26 protein-coding genes, 3 tRNA genes and 1 pseudogene are annotated in these 24,987 nt (G+C 52.9%); 17 read left to right on the forward strand and 13 right to left on the reverse strand.

Annotated elements, in window-relative coordinates:
* Positions 1-13: 13 nt before the first annotated feature.
* Genes fliI through fliF form a run of 4 tightly spaced genes read right to left on the reverse strand, consistent with a single transcriptional unit; the run spans position 14 to position 4,775 of the window.
* Entirely contained in the window at positions 14-1,384 is a 1,371-nt protein-coding gene (gene fliI / locus GBC03_14970) for a flagellum-specific ATP synthase FliI (GenBank protein QFS71415.1), read from the reverse strand.
* Positions 1,384-2,088: a flagellar assembly protein FliH gene (fliH, locus tag GBC03_14975; GenBank protein ID QFS71416.1), complete on the reverse strand. Its 705-nt coding sequence runs from the start codon at positions 2,086-2,088 to the stop codon at positions 1,384-1,386. Before fliH ends, fliI begins: the two co-directional genes overlap by 1 nt.
* Complete coding sequence (gene fliG / locus GBC03_14980; GenBank protein QFS71417.1) at positions 2,081-3,079, reverse strand: flagellar motor switch protein FliG; 999 nt, start codon at positions 3,077-3,079, stop codon at positions 2,081-2,083. Before fliG ends, fliH begins: the two co-directional genes overlap by 8 nt.
* On the reverse strand, positions 3,072-4,775 hold the full coding sequence (gene fliF / locus GBC03_14985; GenBank protein QFS71418.1) for a flagellar basal body M-ring protein FliF: 1,704 nt from the start codon (positions 4,773-4,775) through the stop codon (positions 3,072-3,074). Before fliF ends, fliG begins: the two co-directional genes overlap by 8 nt.
* Positions 4,776-4,991: 216 nt before the next feature.
* Between fliF and fliE the strand changes: the two genes are divergently transcribed.
* Complete coding sequence (gene fliE / locus GBC03_14990; protein ID QFS71419.1) at positions 4,992-5,306, forward strand: flagellar hook-basal body complex protein FliE; 315 nt, start codon at positions 4,992-4,994, stop codon at positions 5,304-5,306.
* A 91-nt stretch (positions 5,307-5,397) separates the two neighbouring features.
* Here the strand turns inward: fliE and yedF are convergent, their stop codons facing one another.
* Positions 5,398-5,631 carry a sulfurtransferase-like selenium metabolism protein YedF gene (yedF, locus tag GBC03_14995; protein ID QFS71420.1) on the reverse strand — a complete coding sequence of 78 codons (234 nt, stop codon included), beginning with the start codon at positions 5,629-5,631 and terminating at the stop codon, positions 5,398-5,400.
* On the reverse strand, positions 5,628-6,833 hold the full coding sequence (yedE, locus tag GBC03_15000) for a selenium metabolism membrane protein YedE/FdhT (protein QFS71421.1): 1,206 nt from the start codon (positions 6,831-6,833) through the stop codon (positions 5,628-5,630). Before yedE ends, yedF begins: the two co-directional genes overlap by 4 nt.
* Before the next feature lie 185 nt (positions 6,834-7,018).
* Here yedE and GBC03_15005 point away from each other — a divergent pair, with 185 nt between their 5' ends.
* Positions 7,019-7,432 carry a lipoprotein gene (locus GBC03_15005; protein ID QFS74013.1) on the forward strand — a complete coding sequence of 138 codons (414 nt, stop codon included), beginning with the start codon at positions 7,019-7,021 and terminating at the stop codon, positions 7,430-7,432.
* Positions 7,433-7,468: 36 nt separating this feature from the next.
* Here GBC03_15005 and amyA read toward each other — a convergent pair whose 3' ends face one another.
* From amyA to fliD, 4 genes are all read right to left on the reverse strand, one after another.
* A complete protein-coding gene (gene amyA / locus GBC03_15010) occupies positions 7,469-8,959 on the reverse strand; it encodes an alpha-amylase (GenBank protein QFS71422.1) in 1,491 nt (496 codons plus the stop codon).
* A 68-nt stretch (positions 8,960-9,027) separates the two neighbouring features.
* Positions 9,028-9,399: a flagella biosynthesis regulatory protein FliT gene (gene fliT, locus GBC03_15015; protein ID QFS71423.1), complete on the reverse strand. Its 372-nt coding sequence runs from the start codon at positions 9,397-9,399 to the stop codon at positions 9,028-9,030.
* Positions 9,399-9,806, reverse strand: coding sequence for a flagellar export chaperone FliS (gene fliS / locus GBC03_15020; GenBank protein QFS71424.1), 408 nt, complete (start codon positions 9,804-9,806; stop codon positions 9,399-9,401). The genes fliT and fliS overlap by 1 nt, the downstream gene beginning before the upstream one ends.
* A gap of 15 nt (positions 9,807-9,821) precedes the next feature.
* Positions 9,822-11,231 (reverse strand): flagellar filament capping protein FliD, encoded by a 1,410-nt coding sequence (fliD, locus tag GBC03_15025; protein QFS71425.1) that lies wholly within the window; start codon positions 11,229-11,231, stop codon positions 9,822-9,824.
* Positions 11,232-11,485: 254 nt separating this feature from the next.
* On the opposite strand from fliD, the gene GBC03_15030 reads away from it, so the two are divergent.
* From GBC03_15030 to sdiA, 8 genes are all read left to right on the forward strand, one after another.
* The gene (locus GBC03_15030; protein ID QFS71426.1) at positions 11,486-13,000 is read left to right on the forward strand and encodes a flagellin FliC; all 1,515 of its coding nucleotides are present in this window, start codon (positions 11,486-11,488) and stop codon (positions 12,998-13,000) included.
* A gap of 162 nt (positions 13,001-13,162) precedes the next feature.
* Complete coding sequence (locus GBC03_15035) at positions 13,163-13,882, forward strand: FliA/WhiG family RNA polymerase sigma factor (protein QFS71427.1); 720 nt, start codon at positions 13,163-13,165, stop codon at positions 13,880-13,882.
* Between the two features lie 59 nt (positions 13,883-13,941).
* Positions 13,942-14,493, forward strand: coding sequence for a flagella biosynthesis regulatory protein FliZ (fliZ, locus tag GBC03_15040; GenBank protein ID QFS71428.1), 552 nt, complete (start codon positions 13,942-13,944; stop codon positions 14,491-14,493).
* An 87-nt stretch (positions 14,494-14,580) separates the two neighbouring features.
* Positions 14,581-15,381, forward strand: a complete 801-nt coding sequence (gene tcyJ / locus GBC03_15045; GenBank protein QFS71429.1) for a cystine ABC transporter substrate-binding protein — start codon at positions 14,581-14,583, stop codon at positions 15,379-15,381.
* Between the two features lie 108 nt (positions 15,382-15,489).
* Positions 15,490-16,476: a D-cysteine desulfhydrase gene (dcyD, locus tag GBC03_15050; GenBank protein ID QFS71430.1), complete on the forward strand. Its 987-nt coding sequence runs from the start codon at positions 15,490-15,492 to the stop codon at positions 16,474-16,476.
* Between the two features lie 15 nt (positions 16,477-16,491).
* Positions 16,492-17,160: a cystine ABC transporter permease gene (gene tcyL / locus GBC03_15055; GenBank protein QFS71431.1), complete on the forward strand. Its 669-nt coding sequence runs from the start codon at positions 16,492-16,494 to the stop codon at positions 17,158-17,160.
* Positions 17,157-17,909 (forward strand): L-cystine ABC transporter ATP-binding protein YecC, encoded by a 753-nt coding sequence (gene yecC, locus GBC03_15060; protein QFS71432.1) that lies wholly within the window; start codon positions 17,157-17,159, stop codon positions 17,907-17,909. Before tcyL ends, yecC begins: the two co-directional genes overlap by 4 nt.
* Before the next feature lie 234 nt (positions 17,910-18,143).
* A complete protein-coding gene (gene sdiA, locus GBC03_15065) occupies positions 18,144-18,866 on the forward strand; it encodes a transcriptional regulator SdiA (protein QFS71433.1) in 723 nt (240 codons plus the stop codon).
* Between the two features lie 66 nt (positions 18,867-18,932).
* Here sdiA and GBC03_15070 read toward each other — a convergent pair whose 3' ends face one another.
* Both GBC03_15070 and GBC03_15075 read right to left on the reverse strand, forming a co-directional pair.
* On the reverse strand, positions 18,933-19,157 hold the full coding sequence (locus tag GBC03_15070; GenBank protein QFS71434.1) for a DUF2594 family protein: 225 nt from the start codon (positions 19,155-19,157) through the stop codon (positions 18,933-18,935).
* Positions 19,154-19,270 carry a hypothetical protein gene (locus tag GBC03_15075; GenBank protein ID QFS71435.1) on the reverse strand — a complete coding sequence of 39 codons (117 nt, stop codon included), beginning with the start codon at positions 19,268-19,270 and terminating at the stop codon, positions 19,154-19,156. The genes GBC03_15070 and GBC03_15075 overlap by 4 nt, the downstream gene beginning before the upstream one ends.
* A 347-nt stretch (positions 19,271-19,617) precedes the next feature.
* On the opposite strand from GBC03_15075, the gene uvrY reads away from it, so the two are divergent.
* From uvrY to GBC03_15105, 6 genes are all read left to right on the forward strand, one after another.
* Positions 19,618-20,274: a UvrY/SirA/GacA family response regulator transcription factor gene (uvrY, locus tag GBC03_15080; GenBank protein ID QFS71436.1), complete on the forward strand. Its 657-nt coding sequence runs from the start codon at positions 19,618-19,620 to the stop codon at positions 20,272-20,274.
* Complete coding sequence (uvrC, locus tag GBC03_15085; GenBank protein ID QFS71437.1) at positions 20,271-22,103, forward strand: excinuclease ABC subunit UvrC; 1,833 nt, start codon at positions 20,271-20,273, stop codon at positions 22,101-22,103. The genes uvrY and uvrC overlap by 4 nt, the downstream gene beginning before the upstream one ends.
* 56 nt (positions 22,104-22,159) lie before the next feature.
* Positions 22,160-22,708, forward strand: coding sequence for a CDP-diacylglycerol--glycerol-3-phosphate 3-phosphatidyltransferase (pgsA, locus tag GBC03_15090; GenBank protein QFS71438.1), 549 nt, complete (start codon positions 22,160-22,162; stop codon positions 22,706-22,708).
* A gap of 150 nt (positions 22,709-22,858) precedes the next feature.
* A tRNA-Gly gene (locus GBC03_15095) sits at positions 22,859-22,934 on the forward strand.
* Positions 22,935-22,983: 49 nt separating this feature from the next.
* Positions 22,984-23,057: transfer RNA gene (locus tag GBC03_15100), tRNA-Cys, on the forward strand.
* 12 nt (positions 23,058-23,069) lie between these two features.
* Positions 23,070-23,156 (forward strand) — tRNA-Leu (locus tag GBC03_15105).
* Here GBC03_15105 and GBC03_15110 read toward each other — a convergent pair.
* Positions 23,135-23,257 (reverse strand): annotated as a pseudogene (locus tag GBC03_15110) (integrase). The gene GBC03_15105 and the pseudogene GBC03_15110 overlap by 22 nt on opposite strands.
* A 457-nt stretch (positions 23,258-23,714) precedes the next feature.
* Here GBC03_15110 and GBC03_15115 point away from each other — a divergent pair.
* Entirely contained in the window at positions 23,715-24,629 is a 915-nt protein-coding gene (locus GBC03_15115; GenBank protein QFS71439.1) for an alpha/beta hydrolase fold domain-containing protein, read from the forward strand.
* Positions 24,630-24,987: the final 358 nt, after the last annotated feature.

Genomic DNA, 24,987 nt, shown 5'->3' on the forward strand with positions numbered 1-24,987 from the left:
CCCTCCTGCTTTATCACACCGTCGGGAAAATCAGATCGAGCGCCGACAGGGAATCCTCCCAGTCAGCGCGTTCGAAAATACCTTGCTGTAAAAACGCCTCCAGCTGTGGCCACAACGCGATGGCTTTATCGAGCATCGGATCGCTGCCTTTGGCATAAGCGCCGACGCTGACGAGATCGCGGTTGCGCTGGAAGCTCGACAACAACTGCTTGAAGTGACGCACTTTGGCGTAGTGTTGTTCCGTAATCAGCGCCGTCATCGCGCGACTGATCGACGCTTCGATGTCGATTGCGGGGTAGTGCCCGGCTTCCGCCAGACGACGCGACAGTACAATGTGACCGTCAAGGATAGCGCGCGCCGAGTCGGCAATCGGATCCTGCTGATCGTCACCTTCGGTCAGCACCGTATAAAATGCGGTGATAGAGCCGCCGCCGTGGATCCCATTCCCCGCGCGTTCAACCAGCGCCGGGAGTTTGGCGAACACCGAAGGCGGATAGCCTTTGGTGGCTGGCGGTTCACCGATCGCCAGGGCGATTTCACGCTGGGCCATGGCATAACGGGTCAGGGAATCCATGATCAGCAGTACGTGCTGACCGCGATCGCGAAAATCTTCCGCAATACGGGTGGCATAAGCGGCACCCTGCATGCGCAGTAATGGCGAAACGTCCGCCGGGGCGGCTATCACCACCGAACGCGCGCGACCGTCGGCACCGAGAATGTTCTCGATAAAATCTTTCACTTCGCGACCACGTTCGCCAATCAGCCCGACGACGATGACGTCAGCGCGGGTATAGCGCGCCATCATGCCGAGCAGTACGCTTTTCCCGACGCCGGAACCGGCGAACAACCCCATACGCTGGCCGCGACCAACGGTTAACAGGGCGTTGATCGGGCGCACGCCGGTATCCAGCACATGCTCAATCGGCGTACGTTGCAACGGGTTAAACGGCTGGGTAATCAGCGCCCCGGTTTCCGTGGTATCAGGGGAGGGCAGACCGTCGAGCGGTTTGCCGCTGCCGTCGAGCACGCGACCTAACAGCGCCGGACCCAGCGGCAGTTGTTTGCTGCTTTGCAGCCCTTCGCTGGCGATATTTTTGGCGTAGACGCGCGCGCCGGGCAGAATGCCTTCGACCTCTTCGAGCGGCATCAGAAACAGCCGCTGACCGTTAAAGCCCACCACTTCACTTTCCACTTCGCGGGTTTCGGTTCCCTCCTGGCGTTCAATCACGCAGGTCGCGCCAAGCGGCAACTGTAACCCTGTGGCCTCCAGAACCAGACCGGTGGCGCGGGTCAGTCGCCCATAGCGACGAACGGCCGGAAGCTGCACCATTTTGGCTTCGAAGTTGTCCAGCGTCGTCAACCAGCGGGTCAGGCGTGAAGTCATCAGATCACTCCCGGCGCGGCCAGACGACACAGTTCTTGCCAGCGGGTCGCGACGCTGGCGTCAAGATCGCCTTCATCCGCAGAGACTTTACAGCCGCCGTGGTGCAGGGTCGGATCGCCACGCAAACGCCAGCCGTGCAGGCTGAGGGTGGCGCCGAGCATGTCTTCTACGCGCTGTAAATCATCCGGGTGGACGCGAAGTTGCGGTTTGCCGCTGAACAAGGGCTCCTGCTGTAAGAGCTGCTGGATCTGCTTGATTAAAGCGGAATTATCCACCGCGGGCGTCTGACCAATCACCTGACGCGCGGCTTCCAGCGCCATCTGCATCAGACGCGAGGCGATCACGCTGTCCAGTGCGTCCAGCGTGTGCTGAAATTCGCTGACCAGTTGCTGCATCCGCGCATGAAGCGGTGCCTGTTGGGAGCGGGCCTGCGCCTGGCCCTGTTCCAGTCCTTGCGCCAGCCCTTCCTGATAGCCTTGTTCATGACCGGACTTCCGACCTTCCACAAGGCCCGCGTTGTAACCTTGCTCGTGGGCCTGAATTTTCAGCTGCGCTAACTGCTGCTCGAGCTGCTGTTCCGCACTGATCTCTGGCTCATCCTCTGCTGGCACGGGGTCATCGTTGTGCTCCATGGGCACAAATTCAGCCAGCGGCGGCGCGAGATCGTCCGGGGTCCAGATTTTCCACGGCAGCTCGTTAGACATAGGTATCCTCGCCGCTGCCAATCATCATCTCGCCGGTCTCCGCCAGACGACGCACAATCAACAGAATGGCCTTCTGCTCGTTTTCCACCTGCGACAAACGCACCGGGCCACGGTTGGCGAGGTCGTCGCGCAGGATGTCTGCCGCACGTTGCGACATGTTGCGCAGGAACTTCTCGCGCAGCGGTTGTTCCGCGCCTTTCAGGGCGATCAGCAGCGACTCGGAATCCACTTCCTGCAGCAAACGCTGGATGCTGCGGTCGTCCACATCCACCAGGTTTTCGAACAGGAACATCTCGTCGATAATTTTTTGCGCCAGTTCGCCGTCGAATTCGCGCACGGCACTGATAACCGCTTCTTCCTGCTGCGTTTTCATCAGGTTGATAATTTCTGCCGCCGTTCTTACGCCGCCCATTTTGCTGCGTTTGAGGTTCTGGCCGTCGAGCAGGCCGTTGAGCACTTCGGTCAGTTCCGCCAGCGCGGCGGGCTGTACGCCGCCAAAGGTGGCGATACGCAGCATGACATCGTGACGCAGACGTTCGTCGAACAGTGCCAGAATATCCGCCGCCTGACCGCGTTTGAGGTGCACGAGAATGGTGGCGATAATCTGCGGGTGTTCGTCGCGGATAAGGTCGGCGGCGCTTTGCGGTTCCATAAAGTTGAGCGTTTCAATGCCGCTGGCGGTATCGCGGGTTTCGAGAATATCTTCCAGCAGGCTGGACGCTCGCTCTTCGCCCAGCGCTTTCACCAGCACCGAACGCAGATATTCGTTGGCGTTGATGTTCAGGGCGGCAAACTGCTCGGCTTCCTGCTCAAACTCCGCCAGCACGTCGGTCAGTTGTTTGTTGGAGATCTGGCGGACGTTTGCCATTGCCGCACTCAGCGTTTGTACTTCGCGCTGGGAGAGGTGTTTGAACACCTCCGCCGCGCGATCTTCGCCAATGGTCATCAGCAGGATGACGCTTTTATCGGTACCGGAAAGAGCATTACTCATGATCGTTATTCATCCACTGGCGAATGACCAGCGCCACGACGCGCGGATCGTTATCTGACATTTCGCGAATGCGCTGGCTCATCACTTCTGCGCCCAGACGCTGATTTGCCCGGCGCTGCTGAGTCTGCTCATCTTTACTGAGGCGAACTTCAACGGCTTCTTCGGTCTCCTGACGGATCTGCTCGCGTTCCTGCAGGGCCTTCGCCTCTTCAGCACGACGTGTCAGCTGCGGACGAATCGCTTTACGCCACAGGATCCACGCCACCAACAGCACCAGCAGCCAGCGACCGGCAGAGATCAATTGTTCGATAAACAGCTGCTGTTTCCAGAACGGCAGTTCGCCCGCGTCGTCATCCGTGGCGCTGAACGGTGAGTTGACCACGTTCAGGGTGTCGCCGCGCTTATCTGAGAAGCCCATTGCCTCGCGAGTCAAATCTTCAATCTGTTTCATTTGATCGGCGGTAAGCGGCAGCGGTTTGCCATCCGGCAACGTTTTGTAGTTCACAACCACCGCGACGGACAAACGCTGTACGTCGCCGACGTTCATTTTTGTATGGCGGATAGTGCGATCAACTTCATAGTTGCTGGTTTCGTTGCGCTGAGTATTACGCGGACCCGCACTGGCGCTGGTGGCCGTCTGCTGCTGTGCGTTCTGCCCGTTTTGCGCGTTCTGCGCATTTTGTGCATTTTGCTGATTCGCCGGTGGCGTGGTGATCGGTGCCGTATTCGCCGGCGCAGGCTGGTTGGACAGTGCACCCGGCACGCCACCCGGCAGACCTGAGCCAATTTGCTCGCTTTCGTTCAGTTGACGCGAACGCAGCACGGCCTGAGAGGCATCGCCGTTGGGGCGATACTGCTCTTCCGTCTGCTCTTTATTGGCGAAATCCAACTGCGCGGTCACCTGCGCATGGACATTCCCGTTACCGACAATCGGTGACAGGATCGATTCGATACGGCGTTGGACGCGGCCTTCCACGTCGCTGGCGTATTTCAACTGAGCATCGTTCAGATCGCGACTGCTGGTGTTTGACTGGGTGAGCAGATGACCGGCCTGATCGACCAGCGTCACGTTACCCGGTGGCAGACCCGCCACCGCGCTGGAAACCAGATGCACGACCGCGCTGATTTGCCCTTCATCCAGCGCGCGTCCCGGCTCCAGATTGACGGTAACCGAGGCTGAAGGGGATTTCTGTTCACGTACGAACAGGGACGGCTTAGGCATTGCCAGATGCACGCGAGCGCGTTTAACCGGGCCAAGCGTTTCGATAGTACGCGCCAGTTCGCCTTCCAGCGCCCGCTGGTAGTTCACCTGCTCGCTAAACTGGCTGATGCCGAACTTTTCCTGATCCAACAGTTCAAAGCCTACCGCACCGCCTTTTGGCAGTCCTTGTTGCGCCAGGCGCAGGCGCAGTTCATGGACTTTTTCTGCCGGAACTTCAATCGCACCGCTGCCTTCCGAGAAGCGGTACGGGATATTCATCTGGGTCAGCTGGGTGACGATAGCCCCGCCATCCTGATCGGATAAATTGCTGAACAACGTGCGGTAGTCAGGCGCTTTGGCCCACAGCACCATCGCCACAATAATGGCGACGGCAGCAGAGCCCGCAACAATCAGAGGAATTTTGGGATTCGCACGCAGGCGATTAAGCCACTCGAGAGGTTTAGGTTGGGTTGCAGCCGATGCAGTCGCGTTCATCTCGCACCTCGTGACTGTTCGTGGACGGCTTTATTTGCAAAGTGGAACAAGACTCACTCCCGGGTCAGCAAAATCGAAAAATTGACGGTCTCATTATTTGCGGTTTCGTTTTTTTCTATGCGGTAAAAACCGGGGTTTTATAGCGTTATTTAGCGCCTTTATCTTATTGACAAACTGGTAATCTCTGCTGCGTAGAAAACCATCCAGGGGATTATCATGTCAGCGATACAGGGGATTGAAGGGGTCATCAGCCAGCTCCAGGCCACGGCGATGGGCGCCCGGGCGCAGGAGACACTGCCGCAGCCGACCGTGAGTTTTGCCGGTCAACTGCACGCGGCGCTGGACCGCATCAGCGATACGCAAACCGCCGCCCGCACACAGGCGGAAAAATTCACGCTGGGTGAGCCGGGAATTGCGCTTAACGATGTGATGACCGATATGCAAAAAGCCTCAGTCTCTATGCAGATGGGGATCCAGGTGCGAAACAAACTGGTGTCGGCCTATCAGGAAGTCATGAGTATGCAGGTTTAGGTTTGCGTGCCGGATGGCGCTTACGCTTATCCGGCCTACGATTCACACTTCTTGTAGACCGGATAAGGTTTAGTTGCCTTCCGGCAACCTGTTATTTCTGAATCAGATAGCGGATCGTCGGTCCGTCCTGTTGAATATCCAGCACGGTGTAGCCGTGGTTACGGGCATCCAGCGGAATGTTGTTGATGGACTGCGGGCAGTCGCTGACCACTTCCAGTATTTCCCCTTTTTGCAGTTGTGGCATTGCTTCCAGCGTTGCCACGGCAGGGTAAGGGCAGGGTTCACCGACCATATCAAGGCGATAATCAGGAACAATTTTTGTCATGCGGATTCCTTAGCAGGGGTCAGCCCGGCGCGACGGAAGAAGCGTTTTTCCCAGCCGATGATGAACATCAAGGCGGCAAACAGCAGCAGATAGGTTACCAGCAGGCCGCCGAGCGGACCGAAGGTATTGAGCAGGTTGATTTTGTCCCAGTTGGTGGCAAGCGCAGGGGCGAAGTCATCCCAGTAGTAAGCCAGAATCGTTGAGCCGATGACGTTACCGAGACCCACCCACCAGTAGTGTACCTGGCCTTCCACCGCGCGATACATCCAGCCGGTTTCACACCCGCCAGCGAGCACAATACCAAAACCAAACAGCAGTCCGCCGATCACCGCATTCGGGCCCGCCCACATGATTTTGGCTTCCACGCCAAGCTGTACGTAGCTGAAAATACCGATCGCACTGACGCCCATCCCGAAGATGATCGCCTTTGCCATATGGGTTCGTCCGGTTATCCACAGATCGCGGAAGGCGGAGGTGAAGCAAATCTGCGCACGTTCGATTAACAGACCAAAGCCAACGCCGAACAGCATCGCCAGACCCAGTTTCGGTTGATTCATGGCGGTCAGTAGCGCCCAGCCTACCATACCGATAAACACCAGCATGCCGAGACGGAAACGACGGCGCGCCTGCTCCGGCTTTTGCGTCAGCGGCGACGCGGCGGAGACTTTCTGCATTTTAACCGGGATGCGGAACATCGGCAGCAGGGTGAATCGCGCGCCGAACCAGGAACCGATGGCCGTTGCCACGGCAAAGAACCAGGCGTGCAGGGAGAACTGAGGAATACCGGTAAAGAACGCTGCCAGGTTGCAACCCATCGCCAGACGCGCGCCGAACCCGGCGATGATCCCGCCCAACACCGCCTGCATGATGCGAATGCGGCTGCGTGGAATTCGGAGTTTGACGTTGTTGGCCCACAACGCTGCCGCGAAGCAACCGCCGAACATACCGAGGATCATCATCCCGTCGATGCGGGTGAACGGAGTGCCTTCCAGATGGATCAGCTTGTAGTAGCCCCATTCTTCCGCATGGACGCCAAACAGTTGCAGGATTTGTCCGCCCCAGCGGGTAAATTCACCCGTGACGGCCCAGAAGGTACCGGTGATGCCGAAATAGTAAGTAGAGAGAATACCTGCTGCGATGACCGCAGGGACAGGTGCCCAGAATTTAATTAACCAGGCGTGTTTGAATTGTTGCCATGACATGGGTTTTGCCTCTGAACTCAGAAGGTGTGATACAAGAATGCGGATAGTACACCACTGTGGTTGTTTTGCCTGGTACTATTAAGCGGTAATCCCAAATGGATCAAAGTTCTGCGGGCACCGCGAAAGGCTGGCGGCTGCAGGGCTTTAATGCCACAATCCTCTTTTCTTCGCATGCAGGATGAATGATGAAAAAATGTGCAATCATTGGGGCGTTACTGATGTTAGCGGGATGCGCCGAGGTAGAAAATTATAATGATGTCGTCAAAACGCCAGCGCCCGCCGGACTGGAAGGGTACTGGCAGACTAACGGACCGCAACGCAAACTGGTGAGCCCGGAAGCCATTGCCAGCCTGGTGGTGACCAAAGAGGGGGATACGCTCGACTGTCGCCAGTGGCAGAGGGTGATTGCGCTGCCGGGTAAGCTGACAATGCTGTCCGGTGACTTAACTAACGTGACGGTCAAACGTGAACTTTACGAGATCGAGCGGGAAGGGAACACCCTGGAATATGACGGGATGACCTTGCAACGCGTGGATCGCCCAACGGTGGAATGTGCCGCTGCGCTGGAGAAAGCGCCGCTGCCGACGCCACTCCCGTAATGTTTTGTCCCCCGACAGCCTCCCTGTCGGGGTGCTTCACGAGATCGCCTCTTCAATCACCCATACGCTGACGCTGCCGGCGTTGCAGTAAAACGTGGCGTCGCCGTTCTCGTCCGTAACCACGCTTTCGCTGCGGTTGCCGAGAAAATCTCGCCACGTTTTATTGCCGTAGTTTGCGCCCAGCGCGAGTGTCTTTTCGCCATCATCGCCATTGGATAACACCACCACACAGCCGGGATCGTCGTCCGTCCCGCTGCGGCTAAACGCAATGCAGTTGGGATGATCAAACCAGAGCGTTTGAATGCCGTGGGCGAAACGCTGGCGGGCAAGAATGAGTTCGTCGAGTTGCTCAATGACCGGCATGTCGATCGTATAGGTTTCCCCATCGCCCCCGGTATCTTCATAATGTGCGCCATAGAGATCGGGATAGAAAACCGATGGCACACCATTTTCCCGCAGCAGGATGAGCGCGTAGGCCAGCGGTTTAAACCACGCTTCAACCGGTGCCTCCAGCGCCTGTAACGGCTGGGTGTCGTGATTGGCGACCAGCGTCACGGCGTGAAACGGATCGGCTTCCACCAGCGTACCGCTGAAAATCTGGCTCATGTCGTAATCACGCCCCTGGCGCGACGCCTCATGAAAATTGAGCTGGAGCGGGGCGTCAAAAAGCATCGTTTTGCCTTCCACCTGTTCGATATAGGTTTGCAGCTTATCCACTTCATGCGACCAGTATTCGGCGACGATAAACAGCGGCTTCGGCGCCACCTCCTGCACATGCTCAATCCACTCTTTATAGAACCAGGCCGGGATGTGCTTGACCGCATCGAGGCGAAAGCCGTCACATTGGGTTTGTTCCATCACCCAGCGCGCCCAGTATTTAATCTCCTCAGTGACGGCGTGGTTACGAAAGTCGATATTTTCACCCATCAGGTAATCGAAATTGCCCAGTTCGTCATCGACCTGGTCGTTCCAGCCCTCGCCGGTGTAGTCGTTGACTATTTTAAAGATGCCGTCTTCGTGAGGGTTTTCGATGTGGTCGATACCGCTGAAGCATTTGAAATCCCAGATGAACTGAGAGTACTGACCGCCCCGCGCCGGGAAGGTGTAACGCGTCCAGCCTTCGCATTCGATGATCTCATCCGCAATCTGCGTGCGATCCTCTTCATTGACCCGCTGTACGCGGATGGCCTCTTTCTCGTCCGCCCCCATTTTGTGATTCACCACCACGTCGAGCAGTACCGCGATGTCGTTTTTCTTCAGTGCATCGACAGCCGCCAGCAACTGCGCCTTATCACCATATTTGGTCGCGAGGGTTCCTTTCTGATCGAACTCGCCGAGATCAAACAGATCGTAAGAGTCATAACCGACGGAGTAACCGCCTGACGCGCCTTTATAGGCGGGGGGCAGCCAGACCATATTGATACCGATATCATTGAGGCTATCTGCGCGCTCTGCGACTTCCTGCCAGAGTTTGCCTCCGTCAGGGTAATACCAGTGGAAGAACTGCAGTAAGGTGGGGTTTTTCATCTTCCGTGCTCCAGAAGTCTTGTAGACGACCTCTGGAGTATGGAAGATTTTTGCCAACGTAGCGGGAATTATTGCGGGGCAGTGGGGGCGTCGGGCACCAGCAGCATGCCAGAAAGCCGACCATATGCATTGTTGAGCGACTGCTGACGCGTTGACTGACCGATCAGACCACTGAGCTCATCGAGCCGTTGGCGCAGTAAAACTTTCAGGTGCTCTTCGTTATCCAGCGTCTGTTTGATATGACTGGCAACGATATCCTGGATACTGCGTGTCATGCCCGGTGGAGTTTGCGTTTCAACGACCGCTTCAATACTTTGCAGATAGGAGACTTCCTGCTCCAGTAAAAGGTCCCATTCACCCCGCTGCGCAAATTCGAGCAGCGACTGACTGAGCAGCGCAATGCGCTGCCAACGGTTGATAAACTCCACGGCTGAGGTCATTAACGAGACTCCTGGGAAGATGCTTTCGGTGAGATCTGTTTCCAGGCTTCCGCAATGTTGCCGAGTAACCCTTCCACTTCTTCAATGGCTTGACTGTCATTGCGTAAATTAGCGAGTAACAAACGACGGATCATATAGTCATACAGCGAAGAGAGATGGTCAGCGATTTCGCCGCCATTCTCCTGATCCAGTCCCGCTTTCAACCCGTTATCAATGATGTTGATAGCCTTACTGAGCGCTTCCCCTTTGGCTGCAATATCACCTTGCGCTAAAAACAGGCGAGCGCGCACCAGGGCACTGTTTGCGCCATCAAACAACATTTCGATCAACTGGTGCGGACTCGCACTCATCACGCCGCTTTCCACGCTGACTTGCGCATAAGCTTTGGTACCGCTCGCGGTATACATGTTTACCTCTGGTTATCAGGAACTGGTCATCGCAGTAAATTGTTGGCTTAAATAACTACTAGTGTTATTCAACTTGCTCATCATGGTATCCAGTTGGGTGAACTGAGCCTGATAACGCGCAATGGTGTCGTCGATACTGGCACTGACGGAAAGATACTGCTTCGTCAGTTTTTTCAGGGTGGTATTGATGCTGTCCTGGGCGCTGTCGATAATACCGTCATCAGCCAAGTAGCCTTTCACCAGCGAAGCGACTTTGGTGGTAATCCCGGTCTCTTTGCCATCACCGACTAACAGCTGCTGCACATCCACAGTGTTATCGCTCAGCGCTTTTTTCAGCTTTTCATCATCAATTTTCAGCTTACCGGTGGTGCCATCCTGGGTGATGCCCATTTGCGATAGCGTCTGGAATTTGCCGTCGTTGGCGCTGGCTGAAAATTGTCCACGGATACCTGTCTGAATGGTGCGAACGGTCGTGTCGCCGAGTAGGGCGCCGTTGCTGGTGCTTTGTTCTTCTGCGCCCGGATCGACGGAGGTATATTTTGTCAGGGTACCAATGGTATCCACCAGCGAGTTATACGAATCTACCCAGCTTTTAATCGCGGTTGTCGCTTTGTCATTGCTTTTCGTTACCGTGACGGTGACGTCCTTAACTTCTTTTGTCAGGTTCAACGTAATGCCCTGAGGGGCATCGGTCACCGTGTTACTGCTACGAACAATATCAATACCGTTGACGTTTAGTTCTGCATCTTTCGCTTCAACAATTTGCTCAACGTTGTTGCCAACCACATCCGGGTTATTGAAGCTGATAAATTGATTGAGTTTTTCATCTCCAGAAACAGAGATACTCATCTTATTAGCGACACCCGTTTCTGATGAGGTCAGTACAAGCTGATAATCATCGTCTTTCAGTTTTACAATGCTGGCAGTGACACCACCGTTGGCATTGTTAATGGCATCTCGCATCTCGACTAAAGATGTCTGATCTTTGGTGAGTTTTATCTCTAGCGGCTTCTCTTTCCCGTCCTGCTTAATGATGAGTGTGCGTTCGGCGCTGTCATCACCTTGTGCTGCTTTACTGTCCGTCACTGTTGTGGTGGTGCGAAGCGATTGCGCCTGCGCTATTTGCGTCACATTTATTTTATAAATACCTGCCGCGGCGCCTGCTGTGGTGCTGACGGTGAGATCGGTTGAGTTGCTGACGGCAGTCGTGCTTTTAAAAAGGGTTGCATCATTCAATGCGGTATTTGCGGTCTGGAATTTTTCCAGCGCGCTTTTCAATGTTCCAAACGCCGTCAGTCTTGCCGTAAAGCTGCTCTGCTGTTGGGTGATAGGTTTCAGACGCCCCTTCTCCGCAGTGGTCAGGTTCGTCAGTAACGTATCCAGCGGCAGGTTAGAACCCACGCCTAATGAAGTAAAAGAAGCCATGCGTAATCCCTTTTAATTGCAAACAGTGGTTAGCCACCTTATCGGCAATCTGGCGGCAAAGTTTAATAATAAATTTGGGGAAATAATGGCCGGAATAGTGTGCAAGAAAACGGGTTATTCAAAGGCTAAGAAAAAAAGGGGGGAAACTAAAAATTCTCTAAAGTTCGAAATTAAGGTGCCGATACAAGGGTTACGGTGAGAAACCGTGGGCAACAGCCCAATAACATCAAGTTGTAATTGATAAGGAAAAGATCATGGCACAAGTCATTAATACAAACAGCCTGTCGCTGTTGACCCAAAACAACCTGAACAAATCTCAGTCTTCTCTGAGCTCTGCTATTGAGCGTCTGTCTTCTGGTCTGCGTATCAACAGCGCGAAAGACGATGCGGCGGGTCAGGCGATTGCTAACCGCTTTACGTCTAACATCAAAGGTCTGACTCAGGCTTCTCGTAACGCCAACGACGGTATCTCCATCGCACAGACGACGGAAGGTTCTCTGTCTGAAATCAACAACAACCTGCAGCGCGTTCGTGAGCTGTCTGTACAGGCGACTAACGGCACTAACTCCAAATCAGATCTGGAATCCATCCAGGCTGAAATCACCCAGCGTCTGAGCGAAATTGACCGCGTATCCGGCCAGACTCAGTTCAACGGCGTGAAAGTGCTGGCTTCTAACCAGACCATGAAAATTCAGGTCGGTGCAAATGATGGCGAAACCATTGAGATCAATCTGCAAGAGATCACTTCCAGCACTCTGGGTTTAGGTAACTTGGATGTGACCAACAAAGGTCTGGATCTGAGCAAGCTGTCTACTACTGCGCTGACTGATGCTAAACCATCTTCAAGCGTTCCGACTGTAAGCCATACGTTGACTGCAAAAGATACTGCAGCAACCAACCCGTACTCTCTGTATGTTGATGATGCAGACGCCAACATTGTTTACGCAAGTAACAACGGCACAGATTTCTATAAAGTCTCTGGCTATGACAAAGATACCGGGGTTGTAGATTTTAACGGTGCAGTGAAAGAAACTGGCACCATCACTGCAACTAAAGCAGCCGCTGGTCAGAACGTCAATATTGATGGTACTACCGTTGTTAACGCTGATTCTATCTCCCTGAATAACACGGCTGCTGCTGCGACGACCTCTTTCTCTGTTGATAAAGATGGTCAGATGTATGTGAAAGTAGGCTCTGATATTTTCAAAGGTACGGTTGACCTGAATACCGGGATCGTGAGCTATAAGAGCTCTGATGCTCCGGAAGCTGGGGCAGCAGCGAGTGAAGCTGCTGTTACAACTGGTGACGTTATTGGTAGTACTACGCCGGCGGTTAAACTGGATCTGGCTGGCATTACGGGTCTGGGTGATAACCCGCAGGTATTCTCCGTTAAAGGCGGCGGTTATGTCATCAAAGGTACTGAAAACGATGCAGATGCTTATTACAGCGCCACCATCAAAGATGATGGTACCGTTGTGAAAGGCGATAAGCTGAACTCTGATCCGATGGCTTCTATCGATAAAGCGCTGGCTCAGGTTGACTCTCTGCGTTCCGACCTGGGTGCGGTACAGAACCGTTTCGATTCTGCTATCACCAACCTGGGCAACACCGTTAACAACCTGTCTTCTGCTCGTAGCCGTATCGAAGACGCTGACTACGCGACCGAAGTGTCTAACATGTCTCGTGCGCAGATCCTGCAACAAGCAGGTACTTCTGTACTGGCACAGGCTAACCAGACGACTCAGAACGTCCTGTCTCTGCTGCGTTAATTTACGCTTCCTGCACAAACCCCGCTCCGGCGGGGTTTTTTCGTTCTGGCTTTACCGGTAACCCCTAAATAACCCCTCATTTCACCCACTATTCACCCGATTAAAACCCCTGCAGAAACGGATAATCATGCCGATAACTCATTTAACGCAGGGCTGTTTATCGTGAATTCACTGTATACCGCTGAAGGTGTAATGGATAAACACTCGCTGTGGCAGCGTTATGTACCGCTGGTGCGTCACGAAGCGTTGCGCCTGCAGGTGCGTTTGCCCGCGAGCGTAGAACTGGACGATCTGCTACAGGCGGGCGGTATCGGGTTATTGAATGCAGTTGACCGATATGACGCTCTGCAAGGAACGGCATTTACCACTTACGCAGTGCAGCGTATTCGTGGGGCGATGCTGGATGAACTACGCAGCCGTGACTGGGTACCGCGTAGTGTCCGGCGTAATGCCCGCGAAGTGGCACAGGCGATGGGGCAACTGGAACAGGAATTAGGACGCAATGCGACGGAAACCGAGGTCGCGGAGCGGCTGGCGATTCCTGTAGAAGAATATCGTCAGATGTTGCTTGATACCAACAACAGCCAACTCTTCTCCTATGACGAGTGGCGGGAAGAGCATGGCGATAGTATCGAGCTGGTGACAGAAGAGCACCAGCAGGAAAACCCGTTACAACAGCTCCTTGAGAGCAATTTGCGCCAGCGCGTGATGGATGCCATAGAAGCACTTCCGGAACGCGAACAACTGGTGCTCACGCTCTATTACCAGGAAGAACTCAATCTCAAAGAGATTGGCGCGGTTCTGGATGTCGGGGAGTCACGGGTCAGCCAGTTGCACAGTCAGGCCATAAAACGGTTACGCACGAAGCTGGGTAAGTTATAGCGAACGACGTTGTCGGCGCTGAAAAATGCCGCACAACGTATTAACTACCAGGAGTTCTCATGACGGTGCAGCAATCAAAAAGACGGCCTCTAAGCCGCTACCTCAAAGACTTTAAACACAGCCAGACGCATTGCGCCCATTGCCATAAGTTACTGGATCGCATCACGCTGGTGCGCAAAGGGCAGATAGTCAACAAAATCGCCATTTCCCGCCTCGACACGCTCATGGATGAAGCCGCCTGGCAACAGGAGCAGAAAGAGTGGGTGGCACTCTGCCGTTTCTGCGGTGATTTACACTGCAAAACGCAGAGTGATTTCTTCGACATCATTGGTTTTAAACAATTTTTGTTTGAGCAAACCGAAATGAGCCACGGGACCGTGCGCGAGTATGTCGTCCGTCTGCGCCGCCTCGGTAATCATCTTAGCGAACAGAAGATTTCTCACGATCTGCTCCAGGACGGTTACCTTGATGAAAATCTGGCGCCGTGGCTGCCGGAGACCAGTACCAACAACTATCGCATCGCGCTACGTAAGTACGCGCAATATAAAGCACATGCCCATCCCGAACAGCAACAGAAATCCTCCCTCCGGATGACTTCTGATATATATTAAAAATGAATAAGATGTAGCAGAGTGATTTATGTCGTTACCGATAAACGCTCTACACTACGGGCATTCATAACAACATTCGGGGTAAATATGAAATTAGCACTTCTGGGACGCCAGGCGCTGATGGGCGTGATGGCAGTTGCTCTTGTCGCGGGAATGAGCGCAAAAACGTTTGCAGATGAAGGTCTGCTGAAGAAGGTCAAAGATCGCGGGACGCTGCTGGTGGGGCTGGAAGGCACCTATCCTCCGTTCAGTTTCCAGGGCGATGACGGTAAATTGACCGGCTTTGAAGTGGAATTTGCCGAAGAGCTGGCAAAGCATCTGGGCGTAAAAGCGACGCTGAAACCGACCAAATGGGACGGGATGCTGGCCTCTCTGGACTCTAAACGCATCGATGTGGTTATCAATCAGGTAACCATCTCCGATGAGCGTAAGAAGAAATATGATTTCTCTACCCCTTATACCGTTTCCGGTATCCAGGCGCTGGTGAAAAAAGGCAATGAAGGCGCGATTAAAACGGCCGCCGATCTGAAAGATAAAAAAGTTGGCGTGGGTCTGGGTACCAACTATGAAGAGTGGCTGCGTCAGAACGTCCAGGGCGTTGACATTCGGACTTATGATGATGATCCGACGAAATATCAGGATCTGCGCGTAGGACGTATCGATGCGATTCTGGTGGATCGTCTGGCGGCGCTGGATCTGGTTAAAAAGACCAAAGATACGCTTGCGGTTACCGGTGAAGCATTCTCCCGTCAGGAGTCCGGCGTTGCGCTGCGTAAAGGCAACGACGATCTGCTGAAAGCGGTGGACGCAGCCATCGCCGAAATGCAGAAGGACGGTTCGCTGAAGGCGCTTTCTGAGAAGTGGTTTGGCGCGGATGTAACGAAATAGTCCGAACAGTAAGAAAAAAAAGGCGCTTTAATCAGCGCCTTTTTTATTTCATGCGTTTGAACGTGCATAATAAAAAGAACATCACAACAACGAATACCTGGAGGCTTTATGCCACTGCACAACCTGACACGCTTTCCGCGTCTGGAATTTATCGGCGCGCCGACACCGCTTGAATACCTGCCGCGTTTTTCTGACTATCTGGGACGGGATATTTTCATCAAACGCGATGATGTGACACCGATGGCGATGGGCGGTAATAAGCTGCGCAAGCTGGAGTTCCTGGCAGCAGATGCGTTGCGCGAAGGCGCAGATACGCTGATCACGGCAGGCGCGATTCAGTCTAACCACGTGCGCCAGACGGCGGCGGTCGCGGCGAAGCTGGGACTGCACTGCGTGGCGCTGCTGGAAAACCCCATTGGCACCACGGCGGAAAACTATCTCACCAACGGTAACCGGCTGCTGCTGGACTTGTTCAACGTGCAGGTCGAAATGTGTGATGCACTAAACCAGCCGGACGCGCAGTTGCTGGAGCTGGCCACCCGAGTCGAAGCGCAGGGTTTTCGTCCCTATATCATACCGGTTGGTGGTTCAAACGCGCTGGGGGCATTAGGTTATGTTGAAAGTGCGCTGGAGATAGCTCAGCAGTGTGAAGGCGCAGTACAACTCTCCTCAGTGGTGGTGGCCTCCGGTAGCGCGGGAACGCACGCCGGGCTGGCAATTGGTCTGGAACAACTGATGCCGGATGTGGATCTGATTGGCGTAACGGTCTCGCGCAGCGTAGCCGAACAAAAGCCGAAAGTGGTGGCGTTGCAACAGGCTATCGCCCGCGAGCTGGAACTGACGGCGGCGGCGGAGATTTTGCTGTGGGATGACTACTATGCACCCGGTTACGGCACGCCAAATGAAGAGGGGATGGAAGCCGTGAAGTTGCTGGCGCGTCTGGAAGGGATCCTTCTTGACCCGGTCTATACCGGAAAAGCGATGGCCGGACTGATTGACGGAATCAGCCAGAAACGCTTTAAAGACGAAGGCCCAGTCCTCTTTATTCATACCGGTGGGGCGCCCGCGCTGTTTGCCTACCATCCACACGTGTAATTTTCGGATAAGCTCATGCAAGAAAGTATCCAACTGGTTATTGATTCCCTGCCGTATCTGCTCAAAGGGGCCGTGTTTACGCTACAGCTAAGCATTGGCGGGATGTTCTTCGGCCTGCTGCTGGGTTTTATCCTCGCACTGATGCGCCTGTCGCCGCTGCTGCCGATGCGCTGGCTGGCGCGTTTTTATATCTCCGTTTTTCGCGGTACCCCGTTGATTGCTCAACTGTTTATGATCTACTACGGTCTGCCGCAGTTTGGTATTGAGCTGGATCCGATTCCGTCTGCAATGATTGGCCTGTCGCTCAATACGGCGGCCTATGCTGCCGAAACCCTGCGTGCGGCGATTTCCTCGATTGATAAAGGGCAGTGGGAAGCGGCCGCCAGTATCGGGATGACGCCGTGGCAGACGATGCGCCGCGCCATTTTGCCGCAGGCTGCCCGGGTGGCGCTGCCGCCGCTGAGTAACAGTTTTATCAGTCTGGTAAAAGACACGTCGCTTGCGGCAACCATTCAGGTGCCAGAACTGTTCCGTCAGGCGCAGTTGATTACGTCGCGCACGCTGGAGGTATTTACCATGTATCTGGCGGCATCGCTGATCTACTGGATCATGGCAACCGTACTGTCTTCGTTACAGAACTACTTTGAAAATCAACTGAACCGCCAGGAGAGAGAGCCGAAATGAGTGCGATCGACGTAAAAAACCTGGTCAAGAAATTCCATGGTCAGACGGTGCTGCACGGTATCGATCTGCAAGTACAGGCGGGGGAGGTCGTCGCGATCATCGGTCCCAGCGGCTCAGGAAAAACAACGCTGTTGCGCAGTATAAATCTGCTGGAACAACCGGAAGCGGGTACGATCACCGTGGGTGATATCACCATTGATACAGCGCGTTCGCTGAGTCAGCAAAGAACGCTTATTCGTCAGTTGCGTCAGCATGTCGGCTTCGTGTTCCAGAGCTTTAATCTCTTCCCCCACCGGACGGTACTGGAGAACATCATTGAAGGTCCGGTTATCGTGAAGGGTGAAGGTAAAGAGGAGGCGGTGGCGCGGGCGCGGGAACTGCTGGCGAAAGTGGGGCTGGCCGGAAAGGAGACCAGCTATCCGCGGCGCTTGTCCGGTGGGCAGCAACAGCGTGTGGCGATTGCCCGGGCGCTGGCGATGCGCCCGGAAGTGATTCTGTTCGATGAACCGACCTCTGCGCTCGATCCTGAGCTGGTGGGCGAGGTGCTGAGCACTATCCGCCAACTGGCGCAGGAAAAACGCACTATGGTGATTGTGACCCATGAAATGAGCTTTGCCCGTGATGTCGCGGACAGGGCGATATTTATGGATCAGGGGCGAATAGTGGAACAGGGCCCTGCCAAAGCGCTATTTGCCAATCCACAGCAGCCGAGAACGCGTCAGTTTCTTGAGAAGTTTCTGCTGCAATAATCGGTTTGCTTCCACTCGCCCGGGATTATCCCATTTCGGGCGAGTGGGCATGCATAAATATTAATATCATACGCATGACTATGAGTTCATTTCCCTGGGCGAAATACGCGTATTGAAACAACACTCAAGTAATTGGCGTTATGACCGATATTTTATTCATCTACTTTATTTTATGTGATAGGTTAATTCTCACATTAAAAATGATTATCACTCTCAAGGGCGCGAATACTGAGTATGCAGGATTTAGATTTCTTTACCTGGCGACGGACGATGCTGTTACGCTTTCACGAAATGACAAGCGCAGAGGAGGTCTATAGCGAATTACAGCAGCAGACGCAATTGCTGGAATTTGATTATTACGCGCTGTGTGTCAGACATCCGGTTCCGTTTACCCGCCCTAAAATTTCCCTTCATACCACCTATCCCGATGCGTGGGTTTCACAATACCAGGCGGAAAATTATTTCGCGATTGATCCGGTCCTGAAGCCGGAAAACTTCATTCAGGGACATCTTCCCTGGAGTGACGCATTATTCAGTGACGCGCAGACGATGTGGGATGCCGCTCGTACGCACGGATTGCGTAAAGGGATCACGCAGTGTCTGATGTTACCAAACCGTGCGCTGGGCTTTCTCTCGGTCTCGCGGTCGAGTCTGCGTAATACGCCGTTTGCGGGAGATGAGGTGGAATTGAAGCTGCAGTTGCTGGTTCGCGAAAGCCTGACGGTGCTTTCCCGCCTCGAGGATGAGATGGTGATGGCGCCGGAAATGCGCTTTAGTAAACGGGAGAAAGAGATTCTGAAATGGACGGCGGAAGGGAAGACCTCTGCTGAAATCGCGATGATTCTGTCGATATCAGAAAACACGGTTAACTTTCACCAGAAGAATATGCAGAAGAAGTTCAACGCCCCTAATAAGACGCAGATTGCGTGCTATGCCGCGGCGACCGGTCTTATCTGAAATAATGAGCGTTCTGCGTGGCAGACGACAAACCGGCTGAAAGCGTTGCTCTCAGCCGGTTTTTCTTTACTGACGGTAAGCTTGTTTAATTTGCTTAACAGTGCTGGAAAATACTGCTGCCTGCGCGTCGTCTTCGACCAGCGCGATCTGTTTTTCCATTTTAAGAATCACGCGGCCTGCGTCGGCCTGGCCCATTGCTTGCAGCATCAGCGTTAACAGCGCCTTCAGGCAGGTGACTTCGTTAGCCAGTTCTTGATTATTCTCGGCAGTGGAAAAATCAGGCGTACTCATTTATTTTCCTCGTAATGTCTCAGTAAAAATGTGCGATGGTAAATGTTAAGGCCGCGGAGTATACCATAAGCTGAGGAAAAAATAGCAGTGGTTGTTTTTTGATCGGAAATCACACCGGAGGAGTTAAATTAAACAACAACATGAGAAGACAATATTTTCTTCATCTATTGTTTATTCCGAGTATTTTACTCGTTAATTATTGTTACAAACTTGCCCGGCTATTTAGCATTTAGGCAGGGGATAGCGAGCTTTTGTCACTATTGTGAAACCTTGCTCCCGAAATAACGTGAGTAACTGGCTGTTCTTAGTGAAAGTTTCCACAAAATGTATAGGCTAATTTCCAAAAACGAGAGCAAAATCGGGAACCGGACGTTTTTTACGTTTCAAAGTTGAGATAAAACCCGCTAATATAGTGGGGATCCACTATCAGTAGCGTTATCCCTATTCTGGAGATATTCCTTTGATCAACGTTCTTCTTGTTGATGACCACGAACTGGTGCGCGCAGGGATACGACGCATTCTTGAAGATATAAAGGGCATAAAAGTTGTCGGTGAAGCCGGTTGCGGTGAGGATGCCGTGAAATGGTGTCGCGCCAACACCGTCGATGTTGTGTTGATGGACATGAACATGCCCGGTATTGGTGGCCTTGAAGCCACGCGCAAAATTGCGCGTTCGACTGCCGATATTAAAGTGATCATGTTGACCGTCCACACGGAAAACCCGTTGCCGGCAAAAGTGATGCAGGCCGGGGCCGCAGGTTACCTGAGTAAAGGGGCGGCACCTCAGGAAGTAGTGAATGCCATCCGCTCGGTTTATTCCGGGCAGCGATACATTGGTTCTGACATCGCACAGCAAATGGCATTAAGCCAGATTGAACCCGAAAAAACGGAAACGCCGTTTGCCAGTTTGTCTGAGCGTGAATTGCAGATTATGCTGATGATCACCAAAGGTCAGAAGGTTAATGAGATTTCGGAGCAGTTGAATCTCAGTCCTAAAACGGTGAACAGTTATCGCTATCGTATGTTCAGTAAACTAAACATTCATGGTGATGTTGAGCTGACTCACCTGGCAATTCGCCATGGCCTGTGTAATGCGGAGACGTTAACAAGCCAGTGAGCGATCAGTTTGACGCGAAAGCGTTTCTAAAAACCGTAACCAGTCAACCCGGCGTTTATCGCATGTATGATGCCGGTGGTACGGTTATCTATGTGGGTAAAGCGAAAGACCTGAAAAAACGGCTTTCCAGCTATTTCCGCAGCAACCTGGCTTCGCGTAAAACCGAAGCGCTGGTTGCGCTTATTCAGCAAATTGATGTGACGGTGACGCACACCGAAACGGAAGCGTTGCTGCTTGAGCACAACTACATCAAGCTGTATCAGCCGCGTTACAACGTGCTGCTGCGCGATGACAAATCCTATCCCTTTATCTTTCTCAGCGCGGATACCCATCCCCGACTGGCAATGCACCGTGGGGCGAAACATACCCGGGGTGAATACTTTGGCCCGTTCCCCAACGGCTATGCCGTCCGTGAAACGCTGGCGCTATTGCAGAAAATTTTCCCGATCCGCCAGTGTGAAAACAGCGTTTATCGCAATCGCTCACGTCCGTGTCTGCAATATCAGATCGGCCGCTGCCTCGGCCCCTGCGTCGAAGGTCTGGTGAGTGAAGAAGAGTATGCGCAGCAGGTTGACTACGTCCGGCTGTTTTTGTCCGGCAAAGATGACCAGGTTTTAACCCAACTGATCGCGCGGATGGAGAAGGCCAGTCAAAACCTGGCGTTCGAAGAGGCCGCGCGTATACGCGATCAGATCCAGGCCGTGCGGCGGGTAACGGAGAAACAGTTCGTCTCTAATGCGGGCGACGATCTGGATGTGATCGGCGTCGCGTTCGATGCCGGAATGGCCTGTGTACACGTACTCTTTATCCGCCAGGGGAAAGTGCTGGGAAGCCGCAGTTATTTCCCGAAAGTGCCGGGAGGGACTGAACTGGGCGAAGTGGTTGAGACCTTCGTCGGGCAATTTTACCTCCAGGGCAGCCAGATGCGCACATTGCCTGGCGAGATCCTGCTGGATTTCAATCTGGACGACAAAACGCTACTGGCGGATTCTCTCTCTGAACTGGCCGGGCGTCGCATTAATGTGCAGACCAAACCCCGAGGCGATCGCGCGCGTTATCTGAAACTGGCGCGCACCAATGCCGCCACGGCACTGACCACAAAACTCTCGCAGCAGTCGACCATTACCCAGCGTCTGACGGCACTGGCGACCGTGTTGAAGTTGCCGGCAGTAAAACGAATGGAATGTTTCGACATCAGCCATACGATGGGCGAGCAGACGGTGGCATCCTGCGTGGTCTTTGATGCGAACGGGCCGTTGCGTGCAGAATATCGTCGCTACAATATCACCGGCATCACGCCGGGCGATGATTATGCGGCAATGAATCAGGTACTGCGTCGCCGTTATGGTAAAGCTATCGAAGAAAGTAAGATCCCGGATGTTATCCTGATCGACGGCGGAAAAGGGCAACTGGGGCAGGCGAAGGCCGTTTTCGCTGAACTGGATGTCCCCTGGGATAAAAATCGCCCCCTGCTGTTAGGGGTTGCGAAAGGCGCTGACCGTAAAGCCGGCCTGGAAACCTTGTTCTTTGAACCGGAAGGCGAGGGATTCAGCCTGCCGCCGGATTCACCGGCGCTGCATGTGATCCAGCATATCCGCGATGAGTCACACGATCATGCCATCGGCGGCCACCGTAAAAAAAGGGCAAAGGTGAAAAACACCAGTACGCTGGAGACCATCGAAGGCGTCGGGCCAAAGCGTCGCCAAATGTTGTTGAAATATATGGGTGGTTTGCAAGGACTACGTAACGCCAGCGTTGAGGAAATTGCAAAAGTGCCGGGTATTTCTCAAGGTCTGGCAGAAAAGATCTTCTGGTCGTTGAAACATTGAGGCCGCTGTAGCAACATAGGGGTAAATTCTCTGACAACAGATAGTTACCCGTCACTATGCAATTTAATATTCCAACGTTGCTTACGCTGTTTCGCGTCATCCTTATCCCATTCTTTGTCGTGGTGTTTTATCTGCCATTCACCTGGGCGCCGTTCGTTGCTGCGCTGATTTTCTGTATCGCTGCCGTGACCGACTGGTTTGATGGTTTTCTGGCGCGTCGCTGGAATCAGAGTACGCGTTTTGGTGCGTTTCTCGACCCGGTCGCGGATAAAGTGCTGGTGGCGATTGCGATGGTGCTGGTGACCGAGCACTATCACAGTTGGTGGGTGACACTGCCAGCAGCCACAATGATCGCACGTGAAATTATCATCTCTGCACTGCGTGAATGGATGGCGGAACTGGGTAAGCGCAGCAGCGTGGCGGTCTCCTGGATCGGCAAAGTCAAAACCACCTCGCAAATGGCGGCGCTGGCCTGGCTGCTGTGGCGTCCGAATATTTGGGTGGAGTACGCGGGTATTGCGCTGTTCTTCGTTGCAGCAGTCCTGACACTGTGGTCAATGTTCCAGTATCTGAACGCCGCGCGCGGGGATTTGCTTGATCAGTGATCGTTTCGCCGTAAATTTCAGCAAACGAGCTTACGTGGCGAAAAATATCGTTGACTCATTGCGTCAGGTAAGTAGAATGCAACGCATCGAACGGCAGCACAGATTGCCAGACGATAATAAAATCAAGTGATTAACGATTTGCTTGATGATGCGGGAATAGCTCAGTTGGTAGAGCACGACCTTGCCAAGGTCGGGGTCGCGAGTTCGAGTCTCGTTTCCCGCTCCAGTTTACGACATCGGCCATTGCGGGTGTCAGTCGCAGGACAAAGATTTAAGGCGCGTTAGCAAAGCGGTTATGTAGCGGATTGCAAATCCGTCTAGTCCGGTTCGACTCCGGAACGCGCCTCCACTTTCTTCCCGAGCCCGGATGGTGGAATCGGTAGACACAAGGGATTTAAAATCCCTCGGCGTTCGCGCTGTGCGGGTTCAAGTCCCGCTCCGGGTACCATGGGAAAAAGCAGAATAATCAAAGCAATAAGCAGTGTCGTGAAACCACCTACGGGTGGTTTTTTTGTGCCTGCGATTCTTGTTCCTGACATTTTTCCTGACAATGACCCTGTCGCGGGATAGATACCGTCAGCTTGATGGTGGCTGTTCAATCAGAGAGCAGGTAGGTCAAGGGGAGCAGGGCACTCCAGTACGATACCCGGAGTGCGTTAGTGATGTTTTATCGTTCCAGGAAAGTGAACAGCTTATTGAAGGCGAATTCTAAAAATTCCTCACGACTCTTTCCGAGTTTATGCATGATATAACTCGCCTTCAGGTCACTTTTTTCCACAATGCCCATCAGACAAAACCATATAAACATAATCGTTTCATCCATGTCGTCATTCAGGACGATCTGGTTTACCTCGATTGCCGAGTCCGTCAGGAGCCCGTCAGTTCCTTAATCGGATCTCAAAAGAAAGTCTGATAGGATGTTATCACAAGGGATGTGTCGTGCTGGAACAGAAAGATTTTTCGGTATACTGCTCTCCTGTCTGTCAATTCGCAGTGAGGCGAAAAAATGTTAAGCAACGAAGCGAAGCGCAAAAGGGAAGCACTTTTCAGGGACTACGCAAGTAATGTAGATTTTGTGCTTAACACGCCTCTTCATGAACAAAGAAGAATATGGGAAGAAGGGGCAATGAATGCTCCGTTACCCGAAAATGTCAGCATTGAAACGATTGCGGAAGAGGGCATTTCAGCGGAGTGGGTGAGACATTCGCAGGCAGAAAAGCGTAAAGTCATCCTGTTTCTTCATGGTGGGGGCAACGCTCTCGGATCCAGTATTACGCACAGGAAACTGGTTGGACATATTGTCCATTGTTCAAAAGTGAATGCACTCACGCTCAATTATTCGTTAGCCCCTGAAAATCCATTTCCTGCCGGTCTGATGGATGCAAAATATGCCTGGCTGTGGCTATTAAAGCAGGCTTATCGGCCTGATGACATCATTCTTGGCGGCGACTCAAGCGGCGGTGGGCTGGTTTTATCTCTGCTCCTGTTACTGAAAAACGAACATTATCCGTTGCCGCACTCCAGTTTCTTACTCTCTCCTATGCTTGATTACACCTTATCGGGTGCCACTATTTCTTCTTGTGCAGATAAGGACCCGATGATCGTTATTGAGGATTTACGGCAAACCGTCGCATACTACTGCTCTGCAGCTGAAACATCGAATCCACTGGTCTCCCCCCTTTATGGCGATCTGACAGGACTACCCCCTATCCTGATACAGACAGGAAGTGACGAATTACTTCTTGATGACTCGATCCGCCTGGCGCAACAGGCAACAGAAGCAGGTGTTAACGTCCACATTGAAGTATGGAATGGCTTGTGGCACGTATTCCAGTCATCCGCAGGAAAAATACCGGAAGCAAACCGCGCGATAAGTCGAATTGCATCATTTATTCATTCGCAGCCGCTCGAAGTGCTGTAGGTGCGGCTTAATGTAAACAGAATCAATATTGTACTTAGCAAGTATTAATTTAAGCTCAGTAAAGATATAAGAATTATCCCCGCCTTATTTAACAAGTAAAATATAAAAACAACATGGTACTTTTACAAATAAAAAGAGATATACATTCTCTATTTTTCCGACTATATTGAGCGAGAGAGGTTTCTACTTCTCTTTCTTAGTTAATGGAATCATTTACTGTTTCGAACGTATTTTTACCTTTAACATATGGCCATTATTCTGAATTTTACAGTTTCAGTGGTTTTCAGTGCGCTTTATTTTATATTCTGCCGATTTTTACATGGCGCAGGACGAAAATATTTCTTTTGAAAACAAAGGG

The organism is Citrobacter telavivensis (genome assembly GCA_009363175.1).
Taxonomy (GTDB): domain Bacteria; phylum Pseudomonadota; class Gammaproteobacteria; order Enterobacterales; family Enterobacteriaceae; genus Citrobacter_A; species Citrobacter_A telavivensis.

Bases quoted from the DNA above. Each gene is read 5' to 3' on its own strand.
- yecC (QFS71432.1), top strand. From the start codon at position 17,157: ATGAGTGCGATCGACGTAAAAAACCTGGTCAAGAAATTCCATGGTCAG.
- amyA (QFS71422.1), bottom strand. From the start codon at position 8,959: ATGAAAAACCCCACCTTACTGCAGTTCTTCCACTGGTATTACCCTGAC.
- sdiA (QFS71433.1), top strand. From the start codon at position 18,144: ATGCAGGATTTAGATTTCTTTACCTGGCGACGGACGATGCTGTTACGC.
- yedE (QFS71421.1), bottom strand. From the start codon at position 6,833: ATGTCATGGCAACAATTCAAACACGCCTGGTTAATTAAATTCTGGGCA.
- fliD (QFS71425.1), bottom strand. From the start codon at position 11,231: ATGGCTTCTTTTACTTCATTAGGCGTGGGTTCTAACCTGCCGCTGGAT.
- pgsA (QFS71438.1), top strand. From the start codon at position 22,160: ATGCAATTTAATATTCCAACGTTGCTTACGCTGTTTCGCGTCATCCTT.
- fliH (QFS71416.1), bottom strand. From the start codon at position 2,088: ATGTCTAACGAGCTGCCGTGGAAAATCTGGACCCCGGACGATCTCGCG.
- fliZ (QFS71428.1), top strand. From the start codon at position 13,942: ATGACGGTGCAGCAATCAAAAAGACGGCCTCTAAGCCGCTACCTCAAA.
- fliF (QFS71418.1), bottom strand. From the start codon at position 4,775: ATGAACGCGACTGCATCGGCTGCAACCCAACCTAAACCTCTCGAGTGG.
- GBC03_15005 (QFS74013.1), top strand. From the start codon at position 7,019: ATGAAAAAATGTGCAATCATTGGGGCGTTACTGATGTTAGCGGGATGC.
- fliT (QFS71423.1), bottom strand. From the start codon at position 9,399: ATGACCTCAGCCGTGGAGTTTATCAACCGTTGGCAGCGCATTGCGCTG.
- GBC03_15030 (QFS71426.1), top strand. From the start codon at position 11,486: ATGGCACAAGTCATTAATACAAACAGCCTGTCGCTGTTGACCCAAAAC.
- yedF (QFS71420.1), bottom strand. From the start codon at position 5,631: ATGACAAAAATTGTTCCTGATTATCGCCTTGATATGGTCGGTGAACCC.
- fliE (QFS71419.1), top strand. From the start codon at position 4,992: ATGTCAGCGATACAGGGGATTGAAGGGGTCATCAGCCAGCTCCAGGCC.
- tcyL (QFS71431.1), top strand. From the start codon at position 16,492: ATGCAAGAAAGTATCCAACTGGTTATTGATTCCCTGCCGTATCTGCTC.
- fliI (QFS71415.1), bottom strand. From the start codon at position 1,384: ATGACTTCACGCCTGACCCGCTGGTTGACGACGCTGGACAACTTCGAA.
- fliG (QFS71417.1), bottom strand. From the start codon at position 3,079: ATGAGTAATGCTCTTTCCGGTACCGATAAAAGCGTCATCCTGCTGATG.
- fliS (QFS71424.1), bottom strand. From the start codon at position 9,806: ATGTATACCGCGAGCGGTACCAAAGCTTATGCGCAAGTCAGCGTGGAA.
- GBC03_15115 (QFS71439.1), top strand. From the start codon at position 23,715: ATGTTAAGCAACGAAGCGAAGCGCAAAAGGGAAGCACTTTTCAGGGAC.
- tcyJ (QFS71429.1), top strand. From the start codon at position 14,581: ATGAAATTAGCACTTCTGGGACGCCAGGCGCTGATGGGCGTGATGGCA.
- GBC03_15070 (QFS71434.1), bottom strand. From the start codon at position 19,157: ATGAGTACGCCTGATTTTTCCACTGCCGAGAATAATCAAGAACTGGCT.
- dcyD (QFS71430.1), top strand. From the start codon at position 15,490: ATGCCACTGCACAACCTGACACGCTTTCCGCGTCTGGAATTTATCGGC.